The organism is Psychromonas sp. Urea-02u-13 (assembly GCF_002835995.1).
Lineage (GTDB): Bacteria > Pseudomonadota > Gammaproteobacteria > Enterobacterales > Psychromonadaceae > Psychromonas.
Genome location: NZ_PJBZ01000046.1, coordinates 1 through 24,513, shown reverse-complemented (window position 1 = coordinate 24,513; position 24,513 = coordinate 1). Strand labels below are relative to the sequence as shown.

Annotated in this window: 19 protein-coding genes and 1 pseudogene; 10 read left to right on the top strand and 10 right to left on the bottom strand. The window is 38.2% G+C overall.

Annotated features, from left to right (window positions below):
* Window positions 1–5: 5 nt before the first annotated feature.
* The 7 genes from rbsA (at window position 6) to CXF74_RS22825 (ending at window position 7,607) form a co-directional block, all read left to right on the top strand.
* Window positions 6–1,511: a ribose ABC transporter ATP-binding protein RbsA gene (gene rbsA, locus CXF74_RS06735; protein WP_101081650.1), complete on the top strand. Its 1,506-nt coding sequence runs from the start codon at window positions 6–8 to the stop codon at window positions 1,509–1,511.
* Window positions 1,508–2,491: a ribose ABC transporter permease gene (gene rbsC / locus CXF74_RS06730; protein ID WP_101081649.1), complete on the top strand. Its 984-nt coding sequence runs from the start codon at window positions 1,508–1,510 to the stop codon at window positions 2,489–2,491. The genes rbsA and rbsC overlap by 4 nt, the downstream gene beginning before the upstream one ends.
* A gap of 250 nt (window positions 2,492–2,741) precedes the next feature.
* Entirely contained in the window at window positions 2,742–3,620 is an 879-nt protein-coding gene (rbsB, locus tag CXF74_RS06725; RefSeq protein ID WP_101081648.1) for a ribose ABC transporter substrate-binding protein RbsB, read from the top strand.
* A 398-nt stretch (window positions 3,621–4,018) separates the two neighbouring features.
* Complete coding sequence (rbsK, locus tag CXF74_RS06720; RefSeq protein ID WP_101081647.1) at window positions 4,019–4,942, top strand: ribokinase; 924 nt, start codon at window positions 4,019–4,021, stop codon at window positions 4,940–4,942.
* A 64-nt stretch (window positions 4,943–5,006) separates the two neighbouring features.
* Window positions 5,007–6,014 (top strand): substrate-binding domain-containing protein, encoded by a 1,008-nt coding sequence (locus tag CXF74_RS06715; RefSeq protein ID WP_101081646.1) that lies wholly within the window; start codon window positions 5,007–5,009, stop codon window positions 6,012–6,014.
* A gap of 188 nt (window positions 6,015–6,202) precedes the next feature.
* Window positions 6,203–6,619: a transporter substrate-binding domain-containing protein gene (locus CXF74_RS22830; RefSeq protein ID WP_101081645.1), complete on the top strand. Its 417-nt coding sequence runs from the start codon at window positions 6,203–6,205 to the stop codon at window positions 6,617–6,619.
* Window positions 6,603–7,607 (top strand): transporter substrate-binding domain-containing diguanylate cyclase, encoded by a 1,005-nt coding sequence (locus CXF74_RS22825; RefSeq protein ID WP_101081644.1) that lies wholly within the window; start codon window positions 6,603–6,605, stop codon window positions 7,605–7,607. The genes CXF74_RS22830 and CXF74_RS22825 overlap by 17 nt, the downstream gene beginning before the upstream one ends.
* Window positions 7,608–7,700: 93 nt before the next feature.
* On the opposite strand, the gene CXF74_RS06700 is transcribed toward CXF74_RS22825, so the two are convergent.
* A complete protein-coding gene (locus CXF74_RS06700) occupies window positions 7,701–8,540 on the bottom strand; it encodes a hypothetical protein (RefSeq protein WP_101081643.1) in 840 nt (279 codons plus the stop codon).
* Between the two features lie 228 nt (window positions 8,541–8,768).
* Here CXF74_RS06700 and CXF74_RS06695 point away from each other — a divergent pair, with 228 nt between their 5' ends.
* Complete coding sequence (locus CXF74_RS06695) at window positions 8,769–9,635, top strand: response regulator (RefSeq protein ID WP_101081642.1); 867 nt, start codon at window positions 8,769–8,771, stop codon at window positions 9,633–9,635.
* 92 nt (window positions 9,636–9,727) lie between these two features.
* Here the strand turns inward: CXF74_RS06695 and tcdA are convergent, their stop codons facing one another.
* From tcdA to CXF74_RS06650, 9 genes are all read right to left on the bottom strand, one after another.
* The gene (gene tcdA, locus CXF74_RS06690; protein WP_101081641.1) at window positions 9,728–10,522 is read right to left on the bottom strand and encodes a tRNA cyclic N6-threonylcarbamoyladenosine(37) synthase TcdA; all 795 of its coding nucleotides are present in this window, start codon (window positions 10,520–10,522) and stop codon (window positions 9,728–9,730) included.
* A gap of 236 nt (window positions 10,523–10,758) precedes the next feature.
* A complete protein-coding gene (locus tag CXF74_RS06685; RefSeq protein ID WP_101081640.1) occupies window positions 10,759–14,862 on the bottom strand; it encodes a DEAD/DEAH box helicase in 4,104 nt (1,367 codons plus the stop codon).
* 342 nt (window positions 14,863–15,204) lie between these two features.
* On the bottom strand, window positions 15,205–15,480 hold the full coding sequence (locus CXF74_RS06680) for a hypothetical protein (protein ID WP_101081639.1): 276 nt from the start codon (window positions 15,478–15,480) through the stop codon (window positions 15,205–15,207).
* A 32-nt stretch (window positions 15,481–15,512) separates the two neighbouring features.
* Entirely contained in the window at window positions 15,513–16,157 is a 645-nt protein-coding gene (locus CXF74_RS06675; protein WP_101081638.1) for an esterase/lipase family protein, read from the bottom strand.
* Window positions 16,158–16,859: 702 nt separating this feature from the next.
* A complete protein-coding gene (locus CXF74_RS06670) occupies window positions 16,860–17,402 on the bottom strand; it encodes an SH3 domain-containing protein (protein ID WP_101081637.1) in 543 nt (180 codons plus the stop codon).
* 83 nt (window positions 17,403–17,485) lie between these two features.
* A complete protein-coding gene (locus CXF74_RS06665; protein WP_101081636.1) occupies window positions 17,486–17,884 on the bottom strand; it encodes a hypothetical protein in 399 nt (132 codons plus the stop codon).
* Between the two features lie 943 nt (window positions 17,885–18,827).
* The gene (locus CXF74_RS06660; RefSeq protein WP_101081635.1) at window positions 18,828–20,093 is read right to left on the bottom strand and encodes a HipA domain-containing protein; all 1,266 of its coding nucleotides are present in this window, start codon (window positions 20,091–20,093) and stop codon (window positions 18,828–18,830) included.
* Window positions 20,090–20,392, bottom strand: coding sequence for a transcriptional regulator (locus tag CXF74_RS06655; protein ID WP_198552804.1), 303 nt, complete (start codon window positions 20,390–20,392; stop codon window positions 20,090–20,092). The genes CXF74_RS06660 and CXF74_RS06655 overlap by 4 nt, the downstream gene beginning before the upstream one ends.
* A 531-nt stretch (window positions 20,393–20,923) precedes the next feature.
* A complete protein-coding gene (locus tag CXF74_RS06650; protein ID WP_157822343.1) occupies window positions 20,924–21,841 on the bottom strand; it encodes a serine hydrolase domain-containing protein in 918 nt (305 codons plus the stop codon).
* 556 nt (window positions 21,842–22,397) lie between these two features.
* Between CXF74_RS06650 and CXF74_RS06645 the strand changes: the two are divergent.
* Window positions 22,398–22,658: pseudogene (locus tag CXF74_RS06645) on the top strand (IS66 family transposase); the annotation flags it as partial.
* Window positions 22,659–23,152: 494 nt separating this feature from the next.
* Window positions 23,153–24,313, top strand: a complete 1,161-nt coding sequence (locus tag CXF74_RS06640) for a hypothetical protein (protein WP_101081633.1) — start codon at window positions 23,153–23,155, stop codon at window positions 24,311–24,313.
* The last annotated feature ends 200 nt before the right edge of the window (window positions 24,314–24,513 follow it).

Sequence of the window (24,513 nt, the reverse complement as noted above, 5' to 3'; positions counted from 1 at the left end):
TAAGTATGCAACAGCCAATTTTAGAACTTAAAGAAATTCATAAGTCTTTCCCCGGCGTGAAGGCCTTAGATGGTGCTTCGTTAAATGTTTATCCTGGCAAGGTGATGGCGTTATTAGGCGAGAATGGCGCAGGAAAATCGACGTTAATGAAAGTATTAACCGGTATTTATCAATTGGACCAAGGTGAAGTTTGTTACCAAGGTGAGCAGGTTAAATTTTCTGGACCGCGTGATTCTCAGTTGGCGGGTATCAGTATTATCCATCAAGAATTAAACCTGATTTCTGAATTAACTATCGCTGAAAATATTTTCTTAGGCCGTGAAATTACTAATCGTTTTGGCGCTATTAATTGGCCATTAATGTTTAAAGAAGCGGATATGTTGTTAAAACGCCTTAATGTAAAACATAAATCGTCACAGTTATTAGGCGAGTTAAGTGTTGGCGAACAACAGATGGTAGAGATTGCTAAAGCGTTATCGTTCAAATCCAAAGTAATTATTATGGATGAACCAACCGATGCGTTAACTGATACAGAAACGGCGTCTTTATTTACTGTGATTAATGAATTGCGTGATGAAGGTTACGGCATTGTTTATATCTCACATCGTTTAAAAGAGATTTTTGAAATCTGCGATGACATTACGGTATTACGTGATGGTAAATATATTGATCAACGTGTGGTGGCAGATATTGATGAAGATACGTTAATCGAATTGATGGTGGGGCGTCGTTTAGACGAGCAATACCCACGTATTGACCATACCCATAGCAGTGAATGTTTACAGGTGAATAACCTCAGTGCGGAAGGTGTGTTTAATGTGAGTTTTTCATTAAGCCACGGTGAGATTTTAGGTGTTTCTGGCCTCATGGGTGCAGGACGTACGGAGTTAATGAAAGCGATTTATGGCGCATTAAGCTGTACGCAAGGTGAGATTTTATTAGAAGGTAAGTTGGTCAATATTACTAATCCTCAGCAGGGGCTGGCGAATGGCATCGCCTATATTTCTGAAGATCGTAAAGGTGATGGGCTGATTTTAGGTCTCTCGGTAAAAGAAAATATGTCACTTTGTGCGCTACAGGGATTATCAAAAAAATTGCAGATTGATCACCAAGCTGAAGCGACATCGGTGAATGATTTTATTCGATTATTTAATATCAAAACACCGTCGATGGATCAAATTATTGGTCATTTATCTGGCGGCAATCAGCAGAAAGTGGCAATTGCTAAGGGCTTGATGACACGTCCTAAAGTGTTAATTTTAGATGAGCCGACACGTGGTGTGGATGTGGGCGCTAAAAAAGAGATCTACCAGTTAATTAATAAATTTAAAGCGGAGGGCATGAGCATTATTTTAGTGTCTTCAGAAATGCCTGAAGTATTAGGTATGAGCGATCGTATTTTGGTGATGCACCAAGGGCGAATTAGTGGTGAGTTTTTGGCTGATGATGCCAATCAAGAAAAACTAATGGCTTGTGCTGTTGGTAAAGAAATCAATGAGGTAGCAGCATGAACAGTAATGTAATCAATAAAGCGTCAGAGAAAAAAAGAAAACCATTAATTAGTAAAGAATGGTTTATCGAGCAGAAGTCATTAATCGCGTTAATCTTGCTGATCACGGTTGTGTCCTTTATGAACGAGTATTTTTTTACCGTTGATAATATCCTCAATATTCTTCGTCAAACCTCGGTGATTGCAATTTTAGCCGCCGGTATGACCTTAGTGATATTAACCGCGGGCATTGATTTAAGTGTGGGCTCTATTCTGGCGTTATGTGGTGCATTTGCCGCTACGATGATTGGCATGGAAGTGCCGGTATTAATCGCCTTGCCAATCTCGTTATTTGCAGGGGCAGCCTTAGGCTCAATGACAGGTGTGATTATTGCCAAGGGTAAAGTACAGGCCTTTATTGCAACCTTAGTGACTATGACCTTATTACGAGGTGTGACCATGGTTTATACCGATGGTCGCCCAATCTCAACAGGTTTCACGGATGTTGCTGACTCTTTTGCCTGGTTTGGTACGGGTTACATGTTTGGTATTCCAGTGCCAGTTTGGTTAATGATCAGTGTATTTGGCGGTATTTGGTACTTGCTTAACCATACCCGTTTTGGTCGTTATATTTATGCTCTGGGCGGTAATGAAAGCGCAACACAGTTATCAGGTATCAATGTTGATCGTATTAAAATTGGTGTGTATGCGATTTGTGGCGCGTTATCTGCGCTTGCCGGCATCATCATTACATCGCGTTTGTCGTCAGCACAACCTACCGCAGGTATGGGTTATGAATTAGATGCAATTGCTGCTGTGGTATTAGGCGGTACAAGTTTGGCCGGTGGTAAAGGGCGCATTATGGGTACTTTAGTCGGCGCACTGATTATTGGTGTGTTAAATAATGCGCTGAATTTGTTAGACGTTTCTTCGTACTACCAGATGATTGTAAAAGCCGTGGTCATTCTGCTTGCGGTACTAGTAGATAATAAACAGAAATAAACCGTAACTACTCAGGTCGTCGTCATTTAAGGTTATTTCATCGTTAAAAAATGCGCATTTAAACGACTAAACTGTGCTTTTTCGCCTTGAACTAACCATAAATGACTTAGCCCTCTGCATCTACTCAGTCTTTGTACAGCCCTAATTGCATGAGGGCTGATAGGTATGAGAAAAATATTAGCTTAAACATAATTTTATGAAGGCAGGGTGGTTTTGCCCTGTCAACAACAGCAACCCAAAGGACTAAACCATGAAAAAATTAACAACGTTACTTTCAGCTGCAGTTATTTCTGCTTCTTTTAGTGCAAATGTAATGGCACAAGACACTATCGCGATGGTTGTTTCAACATTAAACAATCCCTTTTTTGTGAGCATGAAAGAAGGCGCTGAGAAAAAAGCGGATTTATTAGGTTACAAATTGCTTGTTTTAGATTCACAAAATGATCCAAGTAAAGAGTTATCAAATATCGAAGATCTAGTGGTACGTGGTGTTAAAGCGATTTTAATTAATCCAACAGATTCAGATGCAGTGTCTAATGCGATTCGTGTTGCTAATCGTGCGAACATTCCTGTATTAACCTTGGATCGTGGTGCATCACGCGGTGATGTTGTTAGCCATATTGCTTCTGATAATGTGGCTGGTGGCGAAATGGCGGGTAAATTTATCAGTGAAAAAATCGGTAAAGATGCAAAAGTGGTTCAACTTGAAGGTATTGCTGGAACGTCAGCTGCGCGTGAACGTGGTGAAGGTTTCATGAATGCCGTTAAATCTGAAAACATGGATTTATTAGCAAGCCAACCTGCTGATTTTGACCGTACTAAAGGCCTTAATGTAATGGAAAACCTATTAGCTTCAAAACCTAATACTCAGGCTGTATTTGCACAGAATGATGAGATGGCACTTGGCGCTATCCGTGCGGTACAAGCATCGGGTAAAGATATCTTAATCGTTGGTTTTGATGGTACTGATGATGGTATTGCCGCTGTTAAACGTGGTTTGTTAGGCGCAACGATTGCACAGCAACCGGCGTTAATTGGTGAGCTTGGTGTTGAAGCAGCTGTTAATTTTTTACAAGGTAAGAATGTAGAAAAAAGCATCCCTGTTCCATTGATGATGGTTGTTAAATAAACCTTATCAATCTGTTTAAACAGCAAAGAGAGCTATCTTTGCTGTTGTTTTTCCCCTCAAAATTGATTGTTTAAGGTTTAAGGTTTTATATATACCCATGCTGCCTCAATATACTTTGTCAGGCACAAGCTCGATAATCAGAGCAAGGCACAACATGAGGTAATTGTTATTCACTTTTCGTTGTTGTAACGCTGGGCTGGTTTTCGAGCTTGCGCCCCGTAGGGCAAGGTAACTTGTACCCACCTACGTCGTTATAAAATATCGACTTAGAATGACTAGGCTTCAATTTTATGCCTAGTATCTAGGAACAATTTTCCTTGCTGACTTTGCATCTTGAAGTCGCATGGGTATAAAAGTATTAAACAATCCGTTTTAACCTGAAAGTGAAGGTAGATATTATGAGTAAACTTGTTGTTTTAGGCAGTGTAAATGCAGACCACGTATTACAGGTGCCCAATTTTCCGCGCCCAGGTGAAACATTACATGGCCACAATTATGCCGTAATAGCCGGTGGTAAAGGGGCTAATCAAGCGGTGGCAGCTGCGCGTTTAGGCGCCGATGTCGATTTTATCGCTTGTGTCGGCGACGATAGTTTTGGTTTAGATATCCGTAAAAAATTCAGCGATGATGGCATTAATGTCGATGCTGTGATGGTTGAGAAAAATATCCCAACTGGTATTGCCATGATTCAAGTGAGCGCATCGGGTGAAAACAGTATTTGTATTTCAGCTGAAGCGAATGCGTGTTTAACCGTTGCACGCTTACAAGCGCATCTGAGTAAAATCAGTGATGCTGATATGCTCTTGATGCAATTAGAAACGCCACTAGAAACGGTGTTAGCCGCCGCTCAGGTAGCACACAAATCAGCAACAAAAGTAGTGTTAAATCCGGCGCCAGCGCAACCCTTAAGCGATGAATTATTAGCGCTTGTGGATATCATCACGCCAAACGAAACAGAAGCGCAATTATTAACGGGCATTATTGTTTGTGATGATAGCTCTGCTCAGCAAGCTGCTGATATACTGCATAAAAAAGGCATTAAGCAGGTTTTGATTACGTTGGGTAAAGAAGGTGTTTGGTTAAGTGAAAATAATCACGGCCAGAGAATCAGTGGTTTCAGTGTTAAAGCGCTAGATACGACTGCCGCCGGTGATACTTTTAACGGCGCGTTCTTAACGGGGCTTTTAAAGGGTAAACCGTTACAAGACGCTATCATGTTTGCTCACGCAGCCGCTGCGATTACAGTAACTGCAATGGGCGCACAAACCTCTATCCCATATCAGCATCAGGTTGAACAGTTTTTAACTGAAGTTTGTGTATGATGAAGGCTAATATCACTCATCACCAAGAAAAAGTGTGTTACTAATAAAGGAATAAACCACGCCAATGGCAACCATAAAAGATGTCGCTAAAGATGCACAAGTATCGACCTCAACAGTCAGTCATGTATTAAATAAAACGCGTTACGTCAGTGAAGAGATCACTGCACGTGTGATGCAAGCAGTTGAGACATTAAATTATGCACCGTCAGCGCTCGCACGTAGCTTAAAGCTGAAAAACACACGTACCTTTGGCATGCTGGTGACCACCTCAACGAATCCCTTTTTTGCTGAAGTGGTGAAAGGTGTAGAGCGCCGCTGTTATGAAGAAGGTTATAGTTTACTGCTGTGTAATACTGAAGGTGATTTAGATCGCCTGCGTTTTAATATCGACATGTTATTACAAAAAAGAGTCGATGGTTTATTGCTTATGAGTGATGAAATATCACATCAGCATTTAGATATTTTTAGTCGTCATAAAGCCGTGCCTACTGTGGTACTTGATTGTGGTGAAACCAGTTTCCCTGCGGATAAAATCCAAGATAACTCATTGCAAGGTGGCTATTTAGCAACAAAACACTTAATTGATAAAGGCCATCGTAAAATTGGCTGTATTACCGGCGCATTAGACAAACAAGCGTCGATTAAGCGACTCGCAGGTTATCAACAAGCGATGCAGGAAGCGAACTTAGCAATCTGTGATGATTGGTTAGCGTCGGGTAATTTTGAGTGTGAGGGCGGCCAACATGCGTTTGAGCAAATCATGGCGACTGGCAATATGCCAACGGCATTGTTTGTGTGTAACGATATGATGGCGATGGGCGTTATTAATACCGCTGATAAACATGGGATCTCAGTGCCAAATGATTTATCAATAGTGGGTTATGATGATATTAAACTCGCAGAGTTTGTCACGCCGTCGTTAACCACGATTCACCAACCAAAATTTAACCTCGGTAAAAAAGCCTTTGATACATTATTAGATAAAATTAAAGGTGAACGTGAAGGTAATATTGAATTACAGCTAGAGCCTCGATTAGTTGAGCGAGATAGCGTTAAGGTGTTGAAAAAATAAGTATCAAATGCCCTAGTAAATTTCTCGATAAAAATAAAAAGCTCGATAAGTACTCCCTTATCGTTTTTTTTTGTTTGTGAAATGCTCTTTAGCGCTTAAATATTCATAACGAACACACTGCTTTGTGTTGTTTTTTTGACTATTGGTTTGTAGTTGCATGGTCTATTTTTTTTACCTATGAGTATTTTATGCAACATCGTAGTCTCTCAATTCAGCTACTTAGCTTTTTTTATTGTCTTTTAAGTGCCTCAGCTTACGCCGATCATGGCCCTGTATTAGAGCAAAAACAAAATACTCTGGTTATTTCGAACTCTAAAGCCTGGAAGCCTTTTGCCTACATGGAGGACGGTCAACCTAAAGGGGTATTAATCGATTTTTGGAAACTTTACGGCGAGCGTTCAGGTACCAAAATCGTTTTCAATTTAATCGACTGGCAACCCTCGCTTAATGAAGTGGCAGAGGGGCATGCAAATATTCACGCTGGGTTGGTGTACTCGAAAGAGCGTGCTGAAATTTTTGAATTTGGTAGCGTACTGTTTAATGTTCAAACCTCTATTTACATTGATGTTAACTTAATGGGCATTATCGATGAGGATATTAAATAATATTCAGCAACCTGTCGGTGTGGTTCAAGGAGGTTATGAAGAAGGGTTTGTACGTAAGAATTATGCGCATCTGAAACTAATCACCTATGCCAATAATGCATTATTGTTTGAAGCGGTTCGTAAACAAGAAATTAGTCTTTTTGTTGCCGATAAACAAGTCACTAATTTTTATATGGTGAGCTTTTCTGAGCGAGCAAATGACTTTGTCTCACTGGTACAATTATATGATGAACCGATACGATTCGCAGTGACTAAGGGCGATTTTATGTTGTTACGTCTTGTTGAAGCGCAACTGAAAATGCTCTCTAAAGGGGATATTGATCAAATAAGGCAGAAGTGGATAAATACAGAAACGAAAGTCCCTGTTTGGTTTTATCACAGTATTATTTTTAGTTTGTTATTTGCCGCCGCTACTTACATCTTTTTTTTACGAAAAGCCGTTAAAAAACGGACATTACAGCTTGCTATCGTAAATGATAAATTAACATTACAAGCGAATAGTGATGTATTAACGGGTTTATATAATCGCCGCTTCTTAATGGAATCGTTAAGGGAAATTAAGGGTAAAAATAATATTGGTGACTTTGCAATATTAATGATCGATATTGATTTTTTCAAATCGATTAATGATAACTACGGGCACACCGCGGGGGATGTTGTACTGACTATTTTGGCTAAAAGGATGCTTTCCTGCATGCGCGAAAATGATATTTTAACTCGTATTGGTGGTGAGGGTTTTTGCGCTATTTTAGGAAAGGTAAGCCCTGAAAACATGCAAACGATTAGCGATAAAGTGAACCAGAGAATATCTGAAAGCCCTTTCAAGCACCGAGAAGAGCAATTTGATATTACTGTCAGCATTGGTGCTATTCATATAAAAAATAACCAGAAGTGGTCATCAGAGCAAATATTACAGCAGGTTGATAAGCTTTTATATGAGGCCAAAAATACGGGGCGTGATCAGACTATTTGTGGCGAATTAATCTAGGCAAGCATTGTTCTGCGCATTTTTTACCGTTAATTAGCCTGAATGATGCTCGCAAAATTAGAGCCGTTATTAGCGCAGTGAAACAACCTCTGATTAGATTAATATATTTTTTTTACCCTTACTCGCATCACTTTTATTTTCCTGATTATTTGTCTCATCTTTTTCATACTGCTCTAGTACATCTAAAAACTGTGTTTCTAAAAATTCTTTTTCGATAGAAATACGTTCTAATTCTTCGGTTGATTCAATGAGCTGAGAGTTGAGTTGTTCAATTTGTTGGGTAAATTCTTCTTGATTTATATCGCTACTTTTCATTTTAGATTTTTCTTTTAATACCTCTAACTCTTTACCTTGCTGTATCAATTTTGCTGTATATAACTCTCCACGCTCTCTCAGCTTTTTAATTTCATGAAGATGCTTTTTGAGTTGTTGTTTTAATTGTGTATTTTCCACGGTTATTTTATCTGCCTGCATACGTAACTTATTATATTGAGCCGATTGCTTTGCTAAATTTTCTTGTGTTTCTTCAAGTGCCCCTGAATCATTACTTTTTGCTATCATTTTAAGTGTTTTAATATATGCATTTGCTGCTTTCATACTTTTATTAAGTTGCTGAACATCTTTTTGATTGAAATGAAGCTGTTTATCTTTATCTAATAAATCACAGTTAAACTGTGCTTCTATTTTAGAGTTCATGGCGATTAATTTATCTAATTTATTATTATCAAATAATGGGTTTTGTGGCTCGCTTCTAATCTCATTCAGTGAACTCAGCTGATCTTCGATACCTTGATGAGAGAGACTAAAGCGATTAAGCGCCTCGGAAATTTTTTTATATTCACGAAAAAAAAGCAATAGGATGTAAAAAAGTGCAATTAGGATTAATAAAGCGAGATCAATCGCAAGCATTTCTAACATTTTTTGACTAAACATAGCGTTCCTTAAAAAATCTCAGCGTAATAATGATTTAAATGATAGCTGTGTTCTATAGTTCTATCCATATTACTGAAAGTTAATAAATAATTATTATTATTGTTGAAGCCACTGTTGAAGCCACTGCTGAAGTCATTGCGATTTCATCATGACTTTTTTAGTCTATTTTATAAAAACAGCTTAATTTCACGCGCTGTTTAATCGTTACTTATTGGAAAGGGAGGGGTTGTGAAATTACTGATTGTTGATGATAGTAAAGCGATGCGTGCAATTGTGCGTAGAGCGCTAAATAGCTTTGAACATGAAACCTTTTCCATTAAAAAAGCGTCGAGTGGAAAAGAGGCGCTGGTTATTATTGGTGATTGGCATCCTGATATCATTCTTTCTGATTGGCATATGCCAGGCATGTCGGGTCTAGAACTTATTTCAATTATTAAGCGTAAAGACCTGCCCATTAAAGTTGGGCTTGTCACCACTGAAAAAAAGCCTGAGCGCTTACAACAAGCGATTGAAGCGGGTGCGGAGTTTGTTCTTGCAAAACCCTTTAATCACCAAGCCTTACATGAAATGATTTTACCGCTGATGAATAAAAAATCAGAGGCCGATAATGAATTTGTATTGCCTGGTTTAGCGCGCCTACAAATGGCATTTAAACGTTCTTTAAGTGTCGAAGTTAACCTTGCTAGTGTGCCAAGGCAACAAGTCACATCAGAAACGCTTCCCTGTATTATCGGTTTATTTGAAGATTCAGAGAGTAAAAAAACGCGGGCCATTGCTATATTAAATATGAAAGTTGCCTGTTTAATGGGGGGCTTAAAATCAAAATTGAAAAAAAATGAAATCATTACCATGCTCAATAAAGGTGAGATCAATCGCGAAGCCTTAGCAGGATGCAAACAAGTACTGAGTGACAGTGCGATTGCTTTTAATATTCCACAAAGTAAGCGCTGCTTGAACTTTAAGAGTTTGATTATTGTTGATGACGAACTAGAGAAAGTGGAGTCTTTATTAAATAAAGAGACTGAGCAGCGTCTCGATTTTAGCTGTGAGATTGCCAACCTACAGAGCGGTGTAATTACGATTGTCGCTAATTAACTCGCTTAAAAAGGCTAACAACTTAGCTTGTGATTAAATAAACTAAAGGTGCTAAACAGCACCTTAAAATTTTTTAGTGAACAGATGATTTTTTAGCTCATTCTGTCCATGCGTCTTAACATTTTCTTCAGCATGAAACTCACCCCTATAAAGGCAAAGCTTGCGGTAACCATGGTTGATGCACCAAAACCGCCGGCACAATCCATCTTCAAGCTACCATCAGATTCCGCTTTCTCTTTACACACTTCACCATTCATATCTGGGTAGCTCAGTTGCTCAGTCGAAAAGACACAATCAATGTGAAAACGACGTTTTACATTTTTACTAAAATTAAAATGTCGACGTAATTCAGAGCGTACTTTAGCCGCTAATGGGTCTTGAATTGTTTTTGCCAAATCAGTCACTTGAATTTGTGTTGGGTCAAGCTGTCCACCTGCGCCACCACAAGTTAGTAATGGGTGTTTATTGCGCTTACAGTGCGCCACTAGCGCGACTTTGGCATGAATGCTATCTATGGCATCAAAGACATAATCCATGTCGCTTGAAAGGTACTCAAAACAGTTTTCTTTATCGATAAAGTCATCAATACAGTTAACAATGATATCCGGGTTTATTTGTCGGCATCGGTCAGCCATGACTTCTATTTTCTGCTTACCCACTGACTCGGTTAACGCATGCACTTGGCGATTGATATTAGTGACACATAAGTCATCCATATCAACTAAGGTGATTTGACCAATGCCTGAACGTGCTAATGATTCAACAACCCAAGAACCGACACCACCGATACCAATGACACAAATATGGCTGTTTTTAAACCTTTCAAGCGCCGTTGTGCCATATAAGCGTTTAATACCGCCAAAGCGTTGTTCATATTGTTCTGTCATGGTTTAACTCTTCATTTTTCTGGAGGCAGAATTATACCCACTGTTGGTGAATATGCAAAAGAGAGATAAGAGAAGCGGTCAGTGGTTAGTTATCAGCTGCCAAAAAAATCAGCTACGAGCTACGAAGGCAACTGGTGTTCGAAGCTAATAAACTCGACGCTCATTGCTGGTTCTCATCTTGCAGACACAAAAAAGCCAAGATAAAAATTTTGGCTTAAGTGACTATCTCATCAATATTATTCAAGCAACGCTAACATCTGATCGACATCCAGCTTGCCACTCACTTTTTCATTGCCAGATAACAGGTTGTTAGCAAGATCTCGTTTTTGCCCATGTAGAGCAATGATTTTCTCCTCGATACTATTTTCCATTATCATACGGTAAATAGTCACAGGGCGTTGTTGTCCCATGCGATGGGCGCGATCTGAAGCTTGATCTTCAACTGCAGGGTTCCACCAAGGATCCATATGAATAACGTAATCAGCGGCCGTTAAATTAAGCCCTGAACCTCCAGCTTTAAGGCTAATTAAAAAGACATCTCCACTGCCTGCTTGAAACTCGCTGACTGCTTGCTGACGTTTTTTAGGTGGGGTTGATCCATCTAGATATTGAAAGCTGATATTACGTTTAATAAGCACTTCTTTAAGTAGTGCTAAATGACCGACAAATTGGCTAAAGACGAGTGCTTTATGTTTGTTTTCAATTAACTCTTCAACCAGTTCAATAAAGGCTTGCTGTTTGGCACTGCTGATATCTACATCGGCATTGACCAGTTGAGGATGGCAACAGGCTTGGCGCAGGCGTGTAATTTCAGCCAATATTTTTAATTTTTGACTGCCTTTATTACTTTCCTCGCTTTCCGAAATACGATTAACCGCCTGGCGACGACATGCTTCATAAAAAGCGATCTCCTCTGTGCTGGCTTTGACACTAATATTTATTTCTGTACGCGCGGGTAATTCGGTTAATACTTCTGTTTTTAAGCGTCGTAGGATAAAAGGTTTTAGCAGGGTACGAAGTTGATCTGCCGCTACTTCATCGCCTTTCTCAATGGTATTCGAAAATTGCGTATTAAATTGTTCAAGTGTGCCTAATAACCCGGGATTGATAAAATTAAACAGACTCCAAAGCTCACCAAGATGATTTTCGATAGGTGTGCCGGTGGTGATGATTTTAAAGTCACCTTGGAGTTGCATTGCCGCTTGTGTGCGTTTGGCTTGTGGGTTTTTTATCGCTTGTGCTTCATCGGCAACAATAGTGGTAAATTGAACCTCTTTGAGCAGTTCAATTTCTGTTTGTAATAAACCGTAGCTACAGATAACAATATCAAAGCAGGTTGCTTCTTTTATTTTTTGTTTTCTGTCTTTACCTGAAAAGTTAATGATACGCAGTGTTGGTGAAAATTTAACAACTTCACTTTCCCAGTTTAAACATACTGACGTTGGGGCAAGTACCAACGTGGGGCCTTGGTTCGCGCGGTTTACAATAATCGCGAGTGCTTGTAGTGTTTTTCCGAGGCCCATATCATCGGCTAAACAAGCGCCGGCTTGCCAATGTGCAAGGCGTGATAACCATTCAAAACCTTGTAGCTGATAATCTCGTAGCGTGGCTTGCAGTGTCGAGGGTAACTCTGGTTGTAACTGATAAGCCTGATTGAGCTTAGTAAGCTGTTTTTTCCATGCTGCGCTATTGCTAAGTTGCATGCCATCAGTGAGTTCATCCATCGCTTGGCTCGCTAATGGGTGGAATTCAATTCCCTTATTACCGGCCCGACTGACACCACGCAGGCGCTGTAGTTGTTGGTATAGTTGCTCTGTTAACGCTAAATATTCGCCTTTTTTAAGTGCTATAAAACGGCCTGATGATTCGCCAATTAGTGTTAATAATTGCTCTAATGGTAATACGGTTTGTTCGTCAATTTGCAACTGTCCATCGAGTGCAAACCAATCTGTTTTTTTACCGACTTTGAGTTGCATATTACTGGCAGAGGCCGTTTTATTGAGCTTTATTTTTTGCCCTTTTTGCCACACTAATACCAGTTTTTCGCTGTTCTGTAATGTCTCAATGGTGATTAATGCCTGTTGTGGATCTTCGATAAGCCACTGTGAGTCTTCACAGGTAAATAATACCGGTGCAATCTTGGCAAGTGAACTGAGCTGCTGTGACTCTTGTTTTAAATCACGGGTTGTTTGTAACTGTTTTCCCTCTATTTCGCTGATGATAACTTTACTGCCCTGCCCGGGCTTAAATGAGGGGCCTAATTCACCAAGCGGAGAAGTGGTGGCATTTATTTTCATCATGCCTTCATCAAGCAAACTAATTTGCATATAAAGGCGTGTATCACTCTCTATCTCTTTTGTATTTTTATTACCGCCACCAATATCCGAATGAATCGTTAATAGAGGGGCAATGGCGCTGATAGAATCTAATACTTGCTGCTTAGCTTTTATTGGAACGGTTAAGCCTTTTGAGGTCAATATCTCTGCTATTTTATGGTGTTCATGATTAAAATCGATAAGAGTAATATTATAATCACTCTCTTTAATTATATTAGTGCCCGCTTCGGGAAAGGGCTGAAGTACTAATTTAAGATTTTTATTCTGCTTTGAAACTAACAGTTTTGGTGTGTTGTTAGTTAGGTGAATATTCTGCGAGTTATCTTCTGCCCAATAGAGTGCCGGGTGGTTGATTGCCGCAAAAATAGCATTTTCGCTTAACTCAAAAGTGGTCGAACCATACCAACCACCACTGGTATATTCGCCAATATGGCTACATATTTTGAGATCCGCTTCAGTAAGATAATCATAACTCTCTCTTTCACGATGCAATTTTTTAAGTGAAACCGCGCGGCCTTTTGTCCATTGACCATTTTTACTCAATTTCTGCTCACGAGGAGAGAGAGAATAGTCATGGCGATCAAGCCACCAGATCATACGTGCCCCTGCTTGTGGAGATGATTTTTTACTTTCACTGGTATTGCTGTCATTTAAATTTTTAAGCGCATCAAGAGAGCGTTGCCACTTTTGAATCGGTGTGATTAATTGATACAGTGCGGGATGCTCTGAAGTTTTTTGTTGGTAGTTATCACTTACTTTTGCAAGCATCGCCTGTGCTTGCTGTGTAAAGAGTGGGAAGTTATTTTGCTGTGCTTTTTGCAGTAATTTTTCAAGCGCAATTGGGGGGCTTATCTCAGTTAGATCATCAAACCAATAATCCGCATAGAGACGAATTAACGCTGAGAAAGCGATAGGGTAACTAGTATGATGGGAAGTTGTTAGTGCTGCACTATTTTCTGCAAGTTGAGCTGCATTAATAAAAGTGAAATAGAGCTGCACATTATTGGCTTTTTGATGTTGACCTGTGTGTTTCATCGCGACTTTTTTTACTAGTGCGGTGTTACCAACCACTAAATTTGCTAGAAGATAAAACATATTTTCAAAATCAAAGAGCTGTACAGCACGTTTTTTTGTTTCTTTACGTTTGGCTTTGAGTGCAAGTTCAAACTGTTGTAATGCTTTTTCTGCATCGCCTTTAATCAGTGTTAAACAAGCGTCGATAGCGATTGACCATGAGAGTGTTTTTGATAATAACTTAGGCAACAGTTCAAATTGATTACGTTGCAGATATTGCTGTGCAAGCAGGGCTGCAAATATCGGCTCATGTTGCCCTGTTTTTTGTAGATGTTGCTGATAACATTTTTCTGCCAGTATTAAATACTTATCTATATTTTCCAATGCTAATGAGCGTTGATACAAAATGGGCGCAAGCACTTGAAACTGAAATGCCAGTGAGGTGTTTAAAAACCATTCTTTGTTTGTTTCACTTTCATCTGCAAAGTCACAGCTAAAAATCAAAGACAAACTATAGCTGCATTCAATCTCGCTAAAAGGTGTTAATTCGAGTGTTTCAAAAAGATCATCTTGTGTTGGGGAGCAAATCAGTGGGCGAATTTTCCACAGGGGAATATCTTCTGAGTAATTATTAGCAATATGATAGGGCAATGCGCGCGTGGTTAACGCCATTTTTATTTTAGAGCCTAACGGGTTATTAACTGCTTTACGCGCGAGTGTTTCAGCGATTAAATGATGACACATATAAGCAGATTTAATTTCAACGATTAAACCAAGCTGCATCATATCTCTACGCCAGCTCGCATTTATTATACTGGAGAGTAATGTGCCACGATCTGTTTTCCAGTCTGCTCCGCGCACTAAGTTGGTTATCTCTGTTTGCTGTAAAGGTTTTGCAATGGTAGCAATAAGAATTAAAACATGTTGCAGTGAGCTATCTAATTTCTCAAACTCACAAAGTAGCTGGCTACGGTTAAGATTCTGTTTCATTATTATTTTCTACTTTATGAAGGAAATTTTATGGGGAAACATGATGCCATATAGCGATATTAATCGCAGGTTTTTTTAGTCTTTAGCTTTTAGCTGACAACTGAACGCTGACAGCTAATAACTTCGTTATTAAGACGCTTCTACGATTTTTTCATGTCTTGCATCTTGTAAACATCACTATGTTGGGGCGAGCTAAAACTGTTCAAAATCACTGCATACGATTTTGTGAAAGGAGAATAACTACTTTCTGCAACTCATGCTGTTATAGCACTCGCTTTTCCTGGGCAATACAAGATCACATATCTAATGCGCTTGGTCTCATTATCTACATAAATATTTTTATTACTGTTTTAAATCTACGTTAGCCAATTTGTAGATTTTTTGTAATTTTTCATAAAAAGCCTGCTGTTCTGTTTGAGCAACTGCTTTTATAATATGATTATCTTGTAGCGCTTGAATCAATTTATAGGGCACCATGCTTTCATTTCCTACTATTTCAACATGTCCCGCTTTGAGTTTAACCTTAGTAACCACTAAATCATTATGTACCTGCGGTAAAATTTGTTCATTGAGACTAAAGACATAATCATCTTCAACACACTGGTTATTATCATCCATCACACGGCAAGTATTGCGTTCATCGGCGGCAATTAATAAATGGCTTTTGATGGAATTGTGTAGTTTCCCCGGACGTGAATAAAGTCAGAGGCATCGGTTATTTCAAACCATTTATCGCCACTGACTAACCAACAGACTAAATCATGTATACCTAACGTCGCAACGCGTATAACAGGTTCTCCACAATATTGAGCCGCTTTAATGCCCGAAAGAGGGGCCGATACGGTGACTAAATCCACGGCGATATTTTCTTCAAGGCTCAGTGTGCTCGCTTTACGAGAAATTAACCCGCCTTGGCTATGGCCTAATAAAGTGATTTTCGGTTTATCCAAATGTTTAGCAACCGCCGATAGGCTTTTATTGAGTGCTTGTGCGCTATCAACCAGGCTATCTCTATCATCATAAACAAAACACACGGACTGCTGATTTTGCAAGGCAAGTACTTCTGATAATTTATTAAAGCTACCGGCAGAGGCATTACAGCCATGTACTAAGACAACTAAGGGTAATGTTGGGTTGATAACTAATGGATTATTGACTTGCCCGTCACAGGGGGACAAACCCGGTACATAGATTTGTGGAGATGACGTTTGACTCGGAGATACTGTTGACGATGAACAGGCCGCTAATAAGTTGCTGGCGAGCATTAAAATTAAAAACTTAATTTTAATATGCATATAAACTCAACCTATTTTCAAAGACTTATTGATAATAGCTTAGCTTTTTAGTTTTTTCTTCTCATTGTCTCTTCTTAGAGGGTGGCTTTAAATATATGACTGATAGTGAGAGAAAATACAAAGTAGCTTTTTATTCTTAAATTTCAGACACAAAAAACCAAGGTAAAAACCTTGGCTTAAACTGTTTTAGTCTTTAGCTGACAATTGATAAAGCGTTCAGCTATCAGAAAATTCAGCTATGCTACGAAAATACCTTATGTTCGAAGTTAATAAACTCGAAGCTCGTTGCTTATCCCTATCTTTCAAATACAAAAATTCTTGGATTAAACTGTTTTAGTCTTTAGCTGAAAACTGAATGCTAATAACTGAAAGTTATCTTATGATGCTTTAACTTGTTGGCGGACAATATAGTTTGATCGAAAGTTATAGTTCCCCCCCCCCTACATATAGAAGATATTTATAGGTAAATATTGATTGTTTTAGAGGTTTTTGGGCTCAGTAAACCGAAGATAAAGACAATAAAGCTTGATCCATTTGAAATTGGTTTTAGGCACAATAGATCTAGCTTTCTAAATCGCTTTGGGGCACATAGCGCCCTAGAAAATTTACTTCAACACACAAAAACGCCACCATTTAGGTAGCCTTCAAGTTATGCGTTTAACGGGTGTTATGGTAAATAAAGTATTATAAACTTAATAAAAATCAATTAATTACTTTCCCATTTTTAGCATTTATATAGACTTTAGAACCATCACAATAAGTAAAGTACATTGGCTTTGGTTTATGGGTAGTTGAACGTACCCAGCCTCCCATCTCTTTGTAATCAGCTATACTGCATCGGCCTTGTTTAATTAATTTATCTGATACTAATATGAAATTTTTTCTATATTGAGAGTAGTTGTCGGAATTTTTTATGGATTTTTCTAATTGTGTATTATTAGTAAAGGCATCTGTTGGCTTAGTATAAGATAAATATTTAGCAGATACCCACCTAGCTACTTGACCAATTTCTCCTTCTATTGAACCATTATAATACTTAGAAACTCTAGCCCAGCCATTTTTCACTTCAAATACTTCAACTTTTTGTTTTCTATTTAAAGCATTTGTAATACTTGCTGTAGTGCTGGGGCCAAGACGAACACTGAGACGATTTGCTGATACATAATAATCACCAGACTTGGTAGCTTCTGCAAATGAACCACTTACAAAAAAAAATCCCAGTAAGACTGTCAAAATACGTAACATAGTTATTCTCCATTATTAATCATAATAAGTTTAACTTACTGCGTAACGGTAAAACAAAAATACCGCTAATTGTTGTTCTTAGTTCATTCTAATATATTTCCCATACCGCTATTTATCATTGAAGTAACTTCCATTACATTGCCTTCCGAGAATAAGAAATAGTACCGCTTTGCACCAGTATATCCACCGAAGCTATTCTTGGAATTAATTGATGCTTGGACAATATATCCGAAATACTTTCTACCTCCAACAGCCCAACCATCTTGGGTCATTCCCTTTTTTGGCTCTCCAAAGCTATATAGAGCAGACTGCGGATCTTTCAGCATCCTAGACATTAGACTCTTAATATCGTATTCGTAATTAATTGGTTTTTCGCCAAAATTAGCACTTTTAAATTCTTCTGGAGAAATAGATACACACGAGGAAATAAACAATGCACATATTAATATGTACGCACATTTTTGAAAGGATCTAAATATCATTACTAATTCCTTTTTAGAAGCAGATTCCAAAAGAGGCTAATCACAATATACATAACTAACACATACAACAAATATAGCTGACAACATAAAAAAGCAAAGTGAATGTCTACAAATATCATGCGTAAAATGACTGTTATGTTAAATGGTCATTTTTCCTTATATAAATAGCTGTTTCACCATGAAGTTATTACGAACCACTTAAATTCGTTAGTTGATTGTTTAATATTAGCGATAAAAGAAATGGGCAGAAGGTCTTTCATTTTGCATTTTTAATAATCAACTACGATTCTGAGGCGCAATGGGGGCGTTTGTGAGCTAGCTTCCTGAGGATTTTCTCTGCACATTGCCCCTCGAAAGCCACACTCATTCCTAGCATTCTTAGCAATTCTTAATTGATTTAAGAATTCTTAAACTGTTTAAGAATTACTAAGGAAAGGAGCCTACCTATACATGAAATATTGGACACCTTTTTATAGGTTTCTAACTCGCAAAGGGGCACAAAGCGCCTTAGACCTTTTTATTGAAACCTCTACAAACATAGCCAAATTTACGATGCCATTGCCATGACAACCAGATACAAAAAATCCAGTAATTAGGTAATACCGTTCACTTAAGGTGAACGGTATTCTTCTTTTTAAGCGGATATATGTTTTTGGAACACTTTTGGTTATATTCATAACATGCTTAGGAATGTTTTCTGGGGAGCAGAATGGCAACATCGTTAACTTGTAGATAATATGCATTTTTGCTGGCGCACCCATTGATGCAAACGTTTATCCCAGACACTGCGAACGTTAGTGCTCGGCACAGGAAAAGGTAACGTTTGATAACACAAACCATACTGTTGTTTGCCTTGCTCACACATTGACAGCGGTAAAAAAACCAGCAATTCACTGCCCACCAATTGGGTTATTCGCGCCTAAACCCAATTTGTTTTTTGATTTCAAAGGCTAAGTTTGGCTACCATTTCTCCAATAACGTTGTATCGTATCTCACGCAGCATACGCAATTCACCAGCTTTATTGTCCACATCATCTAAAGACTCAGTATATTCATATAATTTATCAGCCTCCCTGGTTATACTGCCGACCAATTTATTCAATACACGAACTGATATAGCCTTGTTCAACCCCAATTCCTCACCAAACAGGATTATATTTTCACGCGTCAACTCGTTTAGCGTGGTCGCGTCCCCCATTTTTTGTGATAGTGGGGCACTTAAATGCTCCCCAGATCCTTGGTAGATTGCAGTGCAAACCAAATCATACATTGGGGATAAATACAAACCATCGGGGTCTACGATACAAGTCAGATTTTTTAGATGCGCGTCATTATTTCCAACTAACGCATTAAAAATCGCCCATGTAAAAACAGTTATTCTAGCTCGACCTACACCACGTAATTTTTCAACGAAAGCTTTTAACTGAACAACATTGCTAAGTGCATACTTACTTGTTCGGCTCAAGCCCAATGTCTGACACGAATCCATGGCATGTAACCTCAATTGATTGGGGTGTTTTCCAACCCTATCAAAACGCTCTATTATATAGACTGCCGACGGAAGGTAACAAACTTCAACTTTAGGCACATCAAGGCCCATCTTCCCTGCAAGAGTCATTACAAACCACTCGTTACGAACTGTTTGCCAATAGTCGCTTGGCTCCGAATGTTCCGGCTTTAATATGTGAGTTGATGGCATCGTACCACTTGGCTCATAAAACCCACCCTCATGCTTAACGATTAGCATTTTGTGCTGAGCGCCAGCAATCGACATACGTTTACTTTCTTTGTTATTCAATGGGATTCGAGGTAAATTTAAAATGCGCTCATTTAGCTCTTCAAACGACAACTTGGTTAATGTGCCTGCTTCGAGAACTGTGCTCGGAGTTACCAAAGTAAGCGCACCTGCAGATTCTTTGCCAACTTCAGCTAGTATTCCAAACGAATCAGCTTCATCTATACTGTTCAACTGTTTTGCCAAGAGCGTTCTCGCGCCCTCCTCTGGCAAAAGGTTATCAAAAAACCATTGGATGTATCGCTTTGTCGATCCATCAATCTGTTCTTCACCTTGCAAAGGTATATTGGGAGATAACGGGAAACTGTCACCCCACTCAAGCCAACTCTTTGTGTACGAAAAAGACCAAATGTCACTTTCAGTCTTCAACGTGCCGACACTTGCATTATTTATCAAAACATCAAGGCTTCTCATTCAAATGCCCTTGTCGGTGGCGATGACAATGCTTGTATAAGGCCAAGATTAAGTAATTTTTTATGTGCTTTCGGTGATAAATTTTTAGGCACTGTTACTTTAACCTCTACGCCAAGTTGTTCTAACAAGGATAAGACTCGACCTATCTCCGATGACTCTTTTCCATGCTCAAATCTACTAATGAACGTAGATCCACACCCCGATAATAAACCTGCAGTTTCCTGATCAAGTGATTGGTCGCGCCTAACAACCATTGCCACCTGCCCTAATTGCGAAACACTTTTAATTTTTATTGACAAAAATCACCTCATTTACAGCAATAAATACTGACTCAATTTATTTTGTTATTTAAATGTACGCGTACGCACTGATTATACATATATTAGCCTGTTTTCACACACTCTGTACGCGTACGCGCTGATTGTGCGTATATCAGCCTGTTTTTAAACGCTCTGTACACGTACGCACTGATTTTATCATTATTACACCATAAATCGCAGTTTGTATGCGTACGCATTCATTTAGAATGTGAAAATATTAAATGAAGTGCCATAATCTAACAAATTATGGGATTTTTGCCAGAAAATGAGGGCAACACTTTTCTGAATGTTGTGGCTAAATAATGTTGACCACTTACTTGTAGTTTCTAAGTCGGTTTGGGGCACAAAGCGCCCTAGGGAATTCACTACTAGATACAAAAAAGGCCACCGATTAGGTAGCCTTCAAGTTATGCATTTAACGGGTGTTATGGTAAATCAATGACCTCTTCACGGAGTTTGTCATGGTAATAAAAAACTCTATCCATATCATTTGGGTACCAAGATGTATTCTCAAGAACAACAAGATGAAACATCTGACTCAGGATAATATATCATCGTGGAAATATACCCATTTACGTATCCACTATGACTCCATTCAGGCTTATCTAAATCAGTTGATAACTGTAGTCCAAATCCATAACCAAGGTCACCCCAGCGATGACTCCTAATCTTTTCTCTGCTCACCATTTCTTGATGTATTTCAGCCGACAATATATCTCCTTTATGGAGACACTGATTCCATTTTGCTAAATCAGAAACAGTTGAAATGAGACCTCCACTAGGGATTGAGCTATAGGGGGATTTAGATGTTACAAGCTTCATCTCTCCATTTTCTTCTTCATTAAATCCCCCGATAAGAGAAGCAGGTGGAAGGCTATTTTCCGCAACTGAAATTGAATTATTCATTTCACATATTTGAAATAACTGCATAGCTGATGAAGAATATGAATCGCGAGAGGTATTGGATACAATCTCCCCTAGAAGATCATACCCAAGATTGGAATAAGCAAATTCTTTATTAGGCTTCGATTGAAGGGGCTGGTTTATATTTACAATTCCAGAGGTATGATTAAGTAAATTTCTTATTGTAACTACTGAACTCCACTTTTGTTTTAACTGCGGAAGATATGTAGAAATTGGTTCATCTAATTTTAAATTACCCTTATCTACTTCTCTGAGAACTAATGTAGCTGTTATTTGTTTACTCAAAGAGCCAATAATAAATTGTGAGTTTTCATTTAAATCCGTGTCTTTTTCATTTTTAAGTGAATTGCTTGAATGCTTAAAAAGAACATCGTTCCCCTTAGTTACAATAGCAACACCATTAAATTCTCTCTGCTTACTCGACTCTTTAATAGCAAATACATCTGCATATGTAGACGCACAAAAACATAGATAAATGGATGTAACAATTTTTTTAAATTTCATGTTATTTATCAACATATTAATAGGGAAATATATTATGCATGAAATGACTGTTATGTTAAATGGTCATTTTTCCTTATATAAATAGCTGTTTCACCATGAAGTTATTACGAACCACTTAAATTCGTTAGTTGATTGTTTAATATTAGCGATAAAAGAAATGGGCAGAAGGTCTTTCATTTTGCATTTTTAATAATCAGCTACGATTCTAAGGCGCTTTGGGGGCGTTAGCGAGTCAGCTTTCTAAGGCGGAAAGGGGCACAAAGCGCCTTAGGGAAATAACTAATTCACTCGAAATTAGTGGCTAAAATGATTGCTTCACGACACTGGTGCGTATTAAACAATCTTTAAATCAAAATAAGGGAATAATCGGGGGATCTCTTTTCTGCTCGCCAGAAAAGAGTTACTCGCCTTCAAGGCGAAATCACTGCTATTTGGGATTTAAAAGGCAACAATAAGCACTAGCATTACAGAAGAATAGATAGGTAGTATATGGCTTTTAAATCTTAAGCGTTTGATTTTGTTTGCATCAGTATATGGATGTCCCCGAACTTCCTTCTACCTTGAAGATGGCAGGTTAAGCATCGACAATAACCGAGCGGAACGGGCTGTGAAGCCCTTTGTGATAGGTCGCAAGGCTTGGCTATTTTCGTACACCAATACAGGTGCGAACGCGAGTGCCATTTTATATAGTTTGGTTGAAACAGCGAAAGCGAATAATCTCATCGTGCATGATTATATCGCAAACTGCTTACAGCAGATTGCTGAAAAGCCGAATGATATTGACGCGTTACTGCCATGGAATATTAAGCGTAGCTAGGTGCTGTTGCCCATACGCTTACGTACTTTCCAGTCAGGTAATATGATTTAAATTAAAATAGCACATAACATACTAATTACCGATAATTGCATACAGTTTGCTAACAACAGAATGCGTGTAACGAGAGGGGAATCAAGAAACCATGATATCGAATGCTTAGACTTTTATCAGGGCTAGCTTAGGGCTCGATCTCTCCATGCTTTGTAACCCTCATATACTTCACGTTGCCATGATTCTATTTTGCCACGAATCTCCTCTGTAAAAACCTGCTCACTTAATCTCACCGCTTCAATAGGAGCATTAAGCGCTAGCCAGTTAATTGACTCAGATTATAGTTACCTACTGATATAACTAATAATTATACAAAAAATTATACAAAAAATCATACAAGAAAACTATGTGACATAATTAACAGAATGAAGCCCTGTATATTCATATAACTACTCAAATCTGCAATGATGAATATGAATTATTAATCATAAATGGAAAAAGTAATGAAAAAAATAGTCGTTGGTTTAATACCTCTTATAATTTCTACATCAGTTTTAGCTGATAATATTTGTTATTCATCCATCCCTGAAGGGTTAGATGAAGTAATGATTAAAGAGGTAGAGAGTAATACTCTTGGCAGTGGTCAAATATATTCAAACAATAAGATGCAAGGGGTTATATTTACCAGCTATCTTGCACCTGAGAAATTTTCTTTTAAAAAAATAACACTATGTGACAAAGAAAGCGCTACTCCATTGTCAAAGAATTGGCAAATAGATTCAAAAGAAAATGGTTATGCTCATGATATTAATCAGCAAGGTAAAGGAGATCCCGTTACGGTCTATAAATCAGAATTAATCCAAGATAGTTTATATGATAAATATACTGTCGCTCAATTTTTAAGATCGAGCACGCCTATTTCTTCTGAAGTCTGTAGTGTTGTAAGTGGGTACCAAACAGTAGAAACTGAAAGTGGCGCGACTGAAGAGATCCCTGTAAGAGTAAGCAATTGTGATAGTTTTGAAAGTGCTTATATCTCAGCAGAAGAAAGTCTTAAGACAAATATAACTCCAGATGCTTACTTTGGAAAACATACATTTAATTCTAATAAATACCATGACTTTGTAAAATACGAACTAAAAACTTCTGATTCATACCATGTAGTACCGGAAAGCATAACTTATTCAGTAGGCGGTACAACTTCGAACATTAACGTAAAAGTGAAAACTAATCATCCTGGCCTTATACTAAGAGATCGACAACTTCATGATGTAAATGTAAGTTGGACAGGTGTCTTTGCGATTACGCCAGAACAAACTGTAAACATGCGACACATTAACGAGTCATCAAAGACAGTTGGAAATGTTAGCATTCCTGAGCCTACAACTGACGATAACACCATTGCTCACTTCATTCAGGCACAATTACATAAAAAAAGTATATATTATTTGGATTACTTCCTACAAAGGGCCTACAGTTCGATAAGAGGGGAATATTATTATGGCTATAACTATGACGGTGTATTCAGAGATTATCCCTCACAACTACTTCCGTCAGAAAATGACATTTTAGAAAATATCATTTCATTTGATGATATATATGGTCTTAGTTACAAGATTAGAATTAAGTTTTCTAATAATGGAGAAAGTCTAATGACATTTTAGAAAATATCATTTCATTTGATGATATATATGGTCTTAGTTACAAGATTGGAATTAAGTTTTCTAATAATGGAGAAAGTCTAACCACTTTTAAACCACTAAGCTTATTACATTAATCGGTAATTCTGCCGTATAGATAATAGCAAGGCCCAATCGTTAAAGTGATTGGGCTTTTCTTATATAGCTACCCCTCAAAAACAATC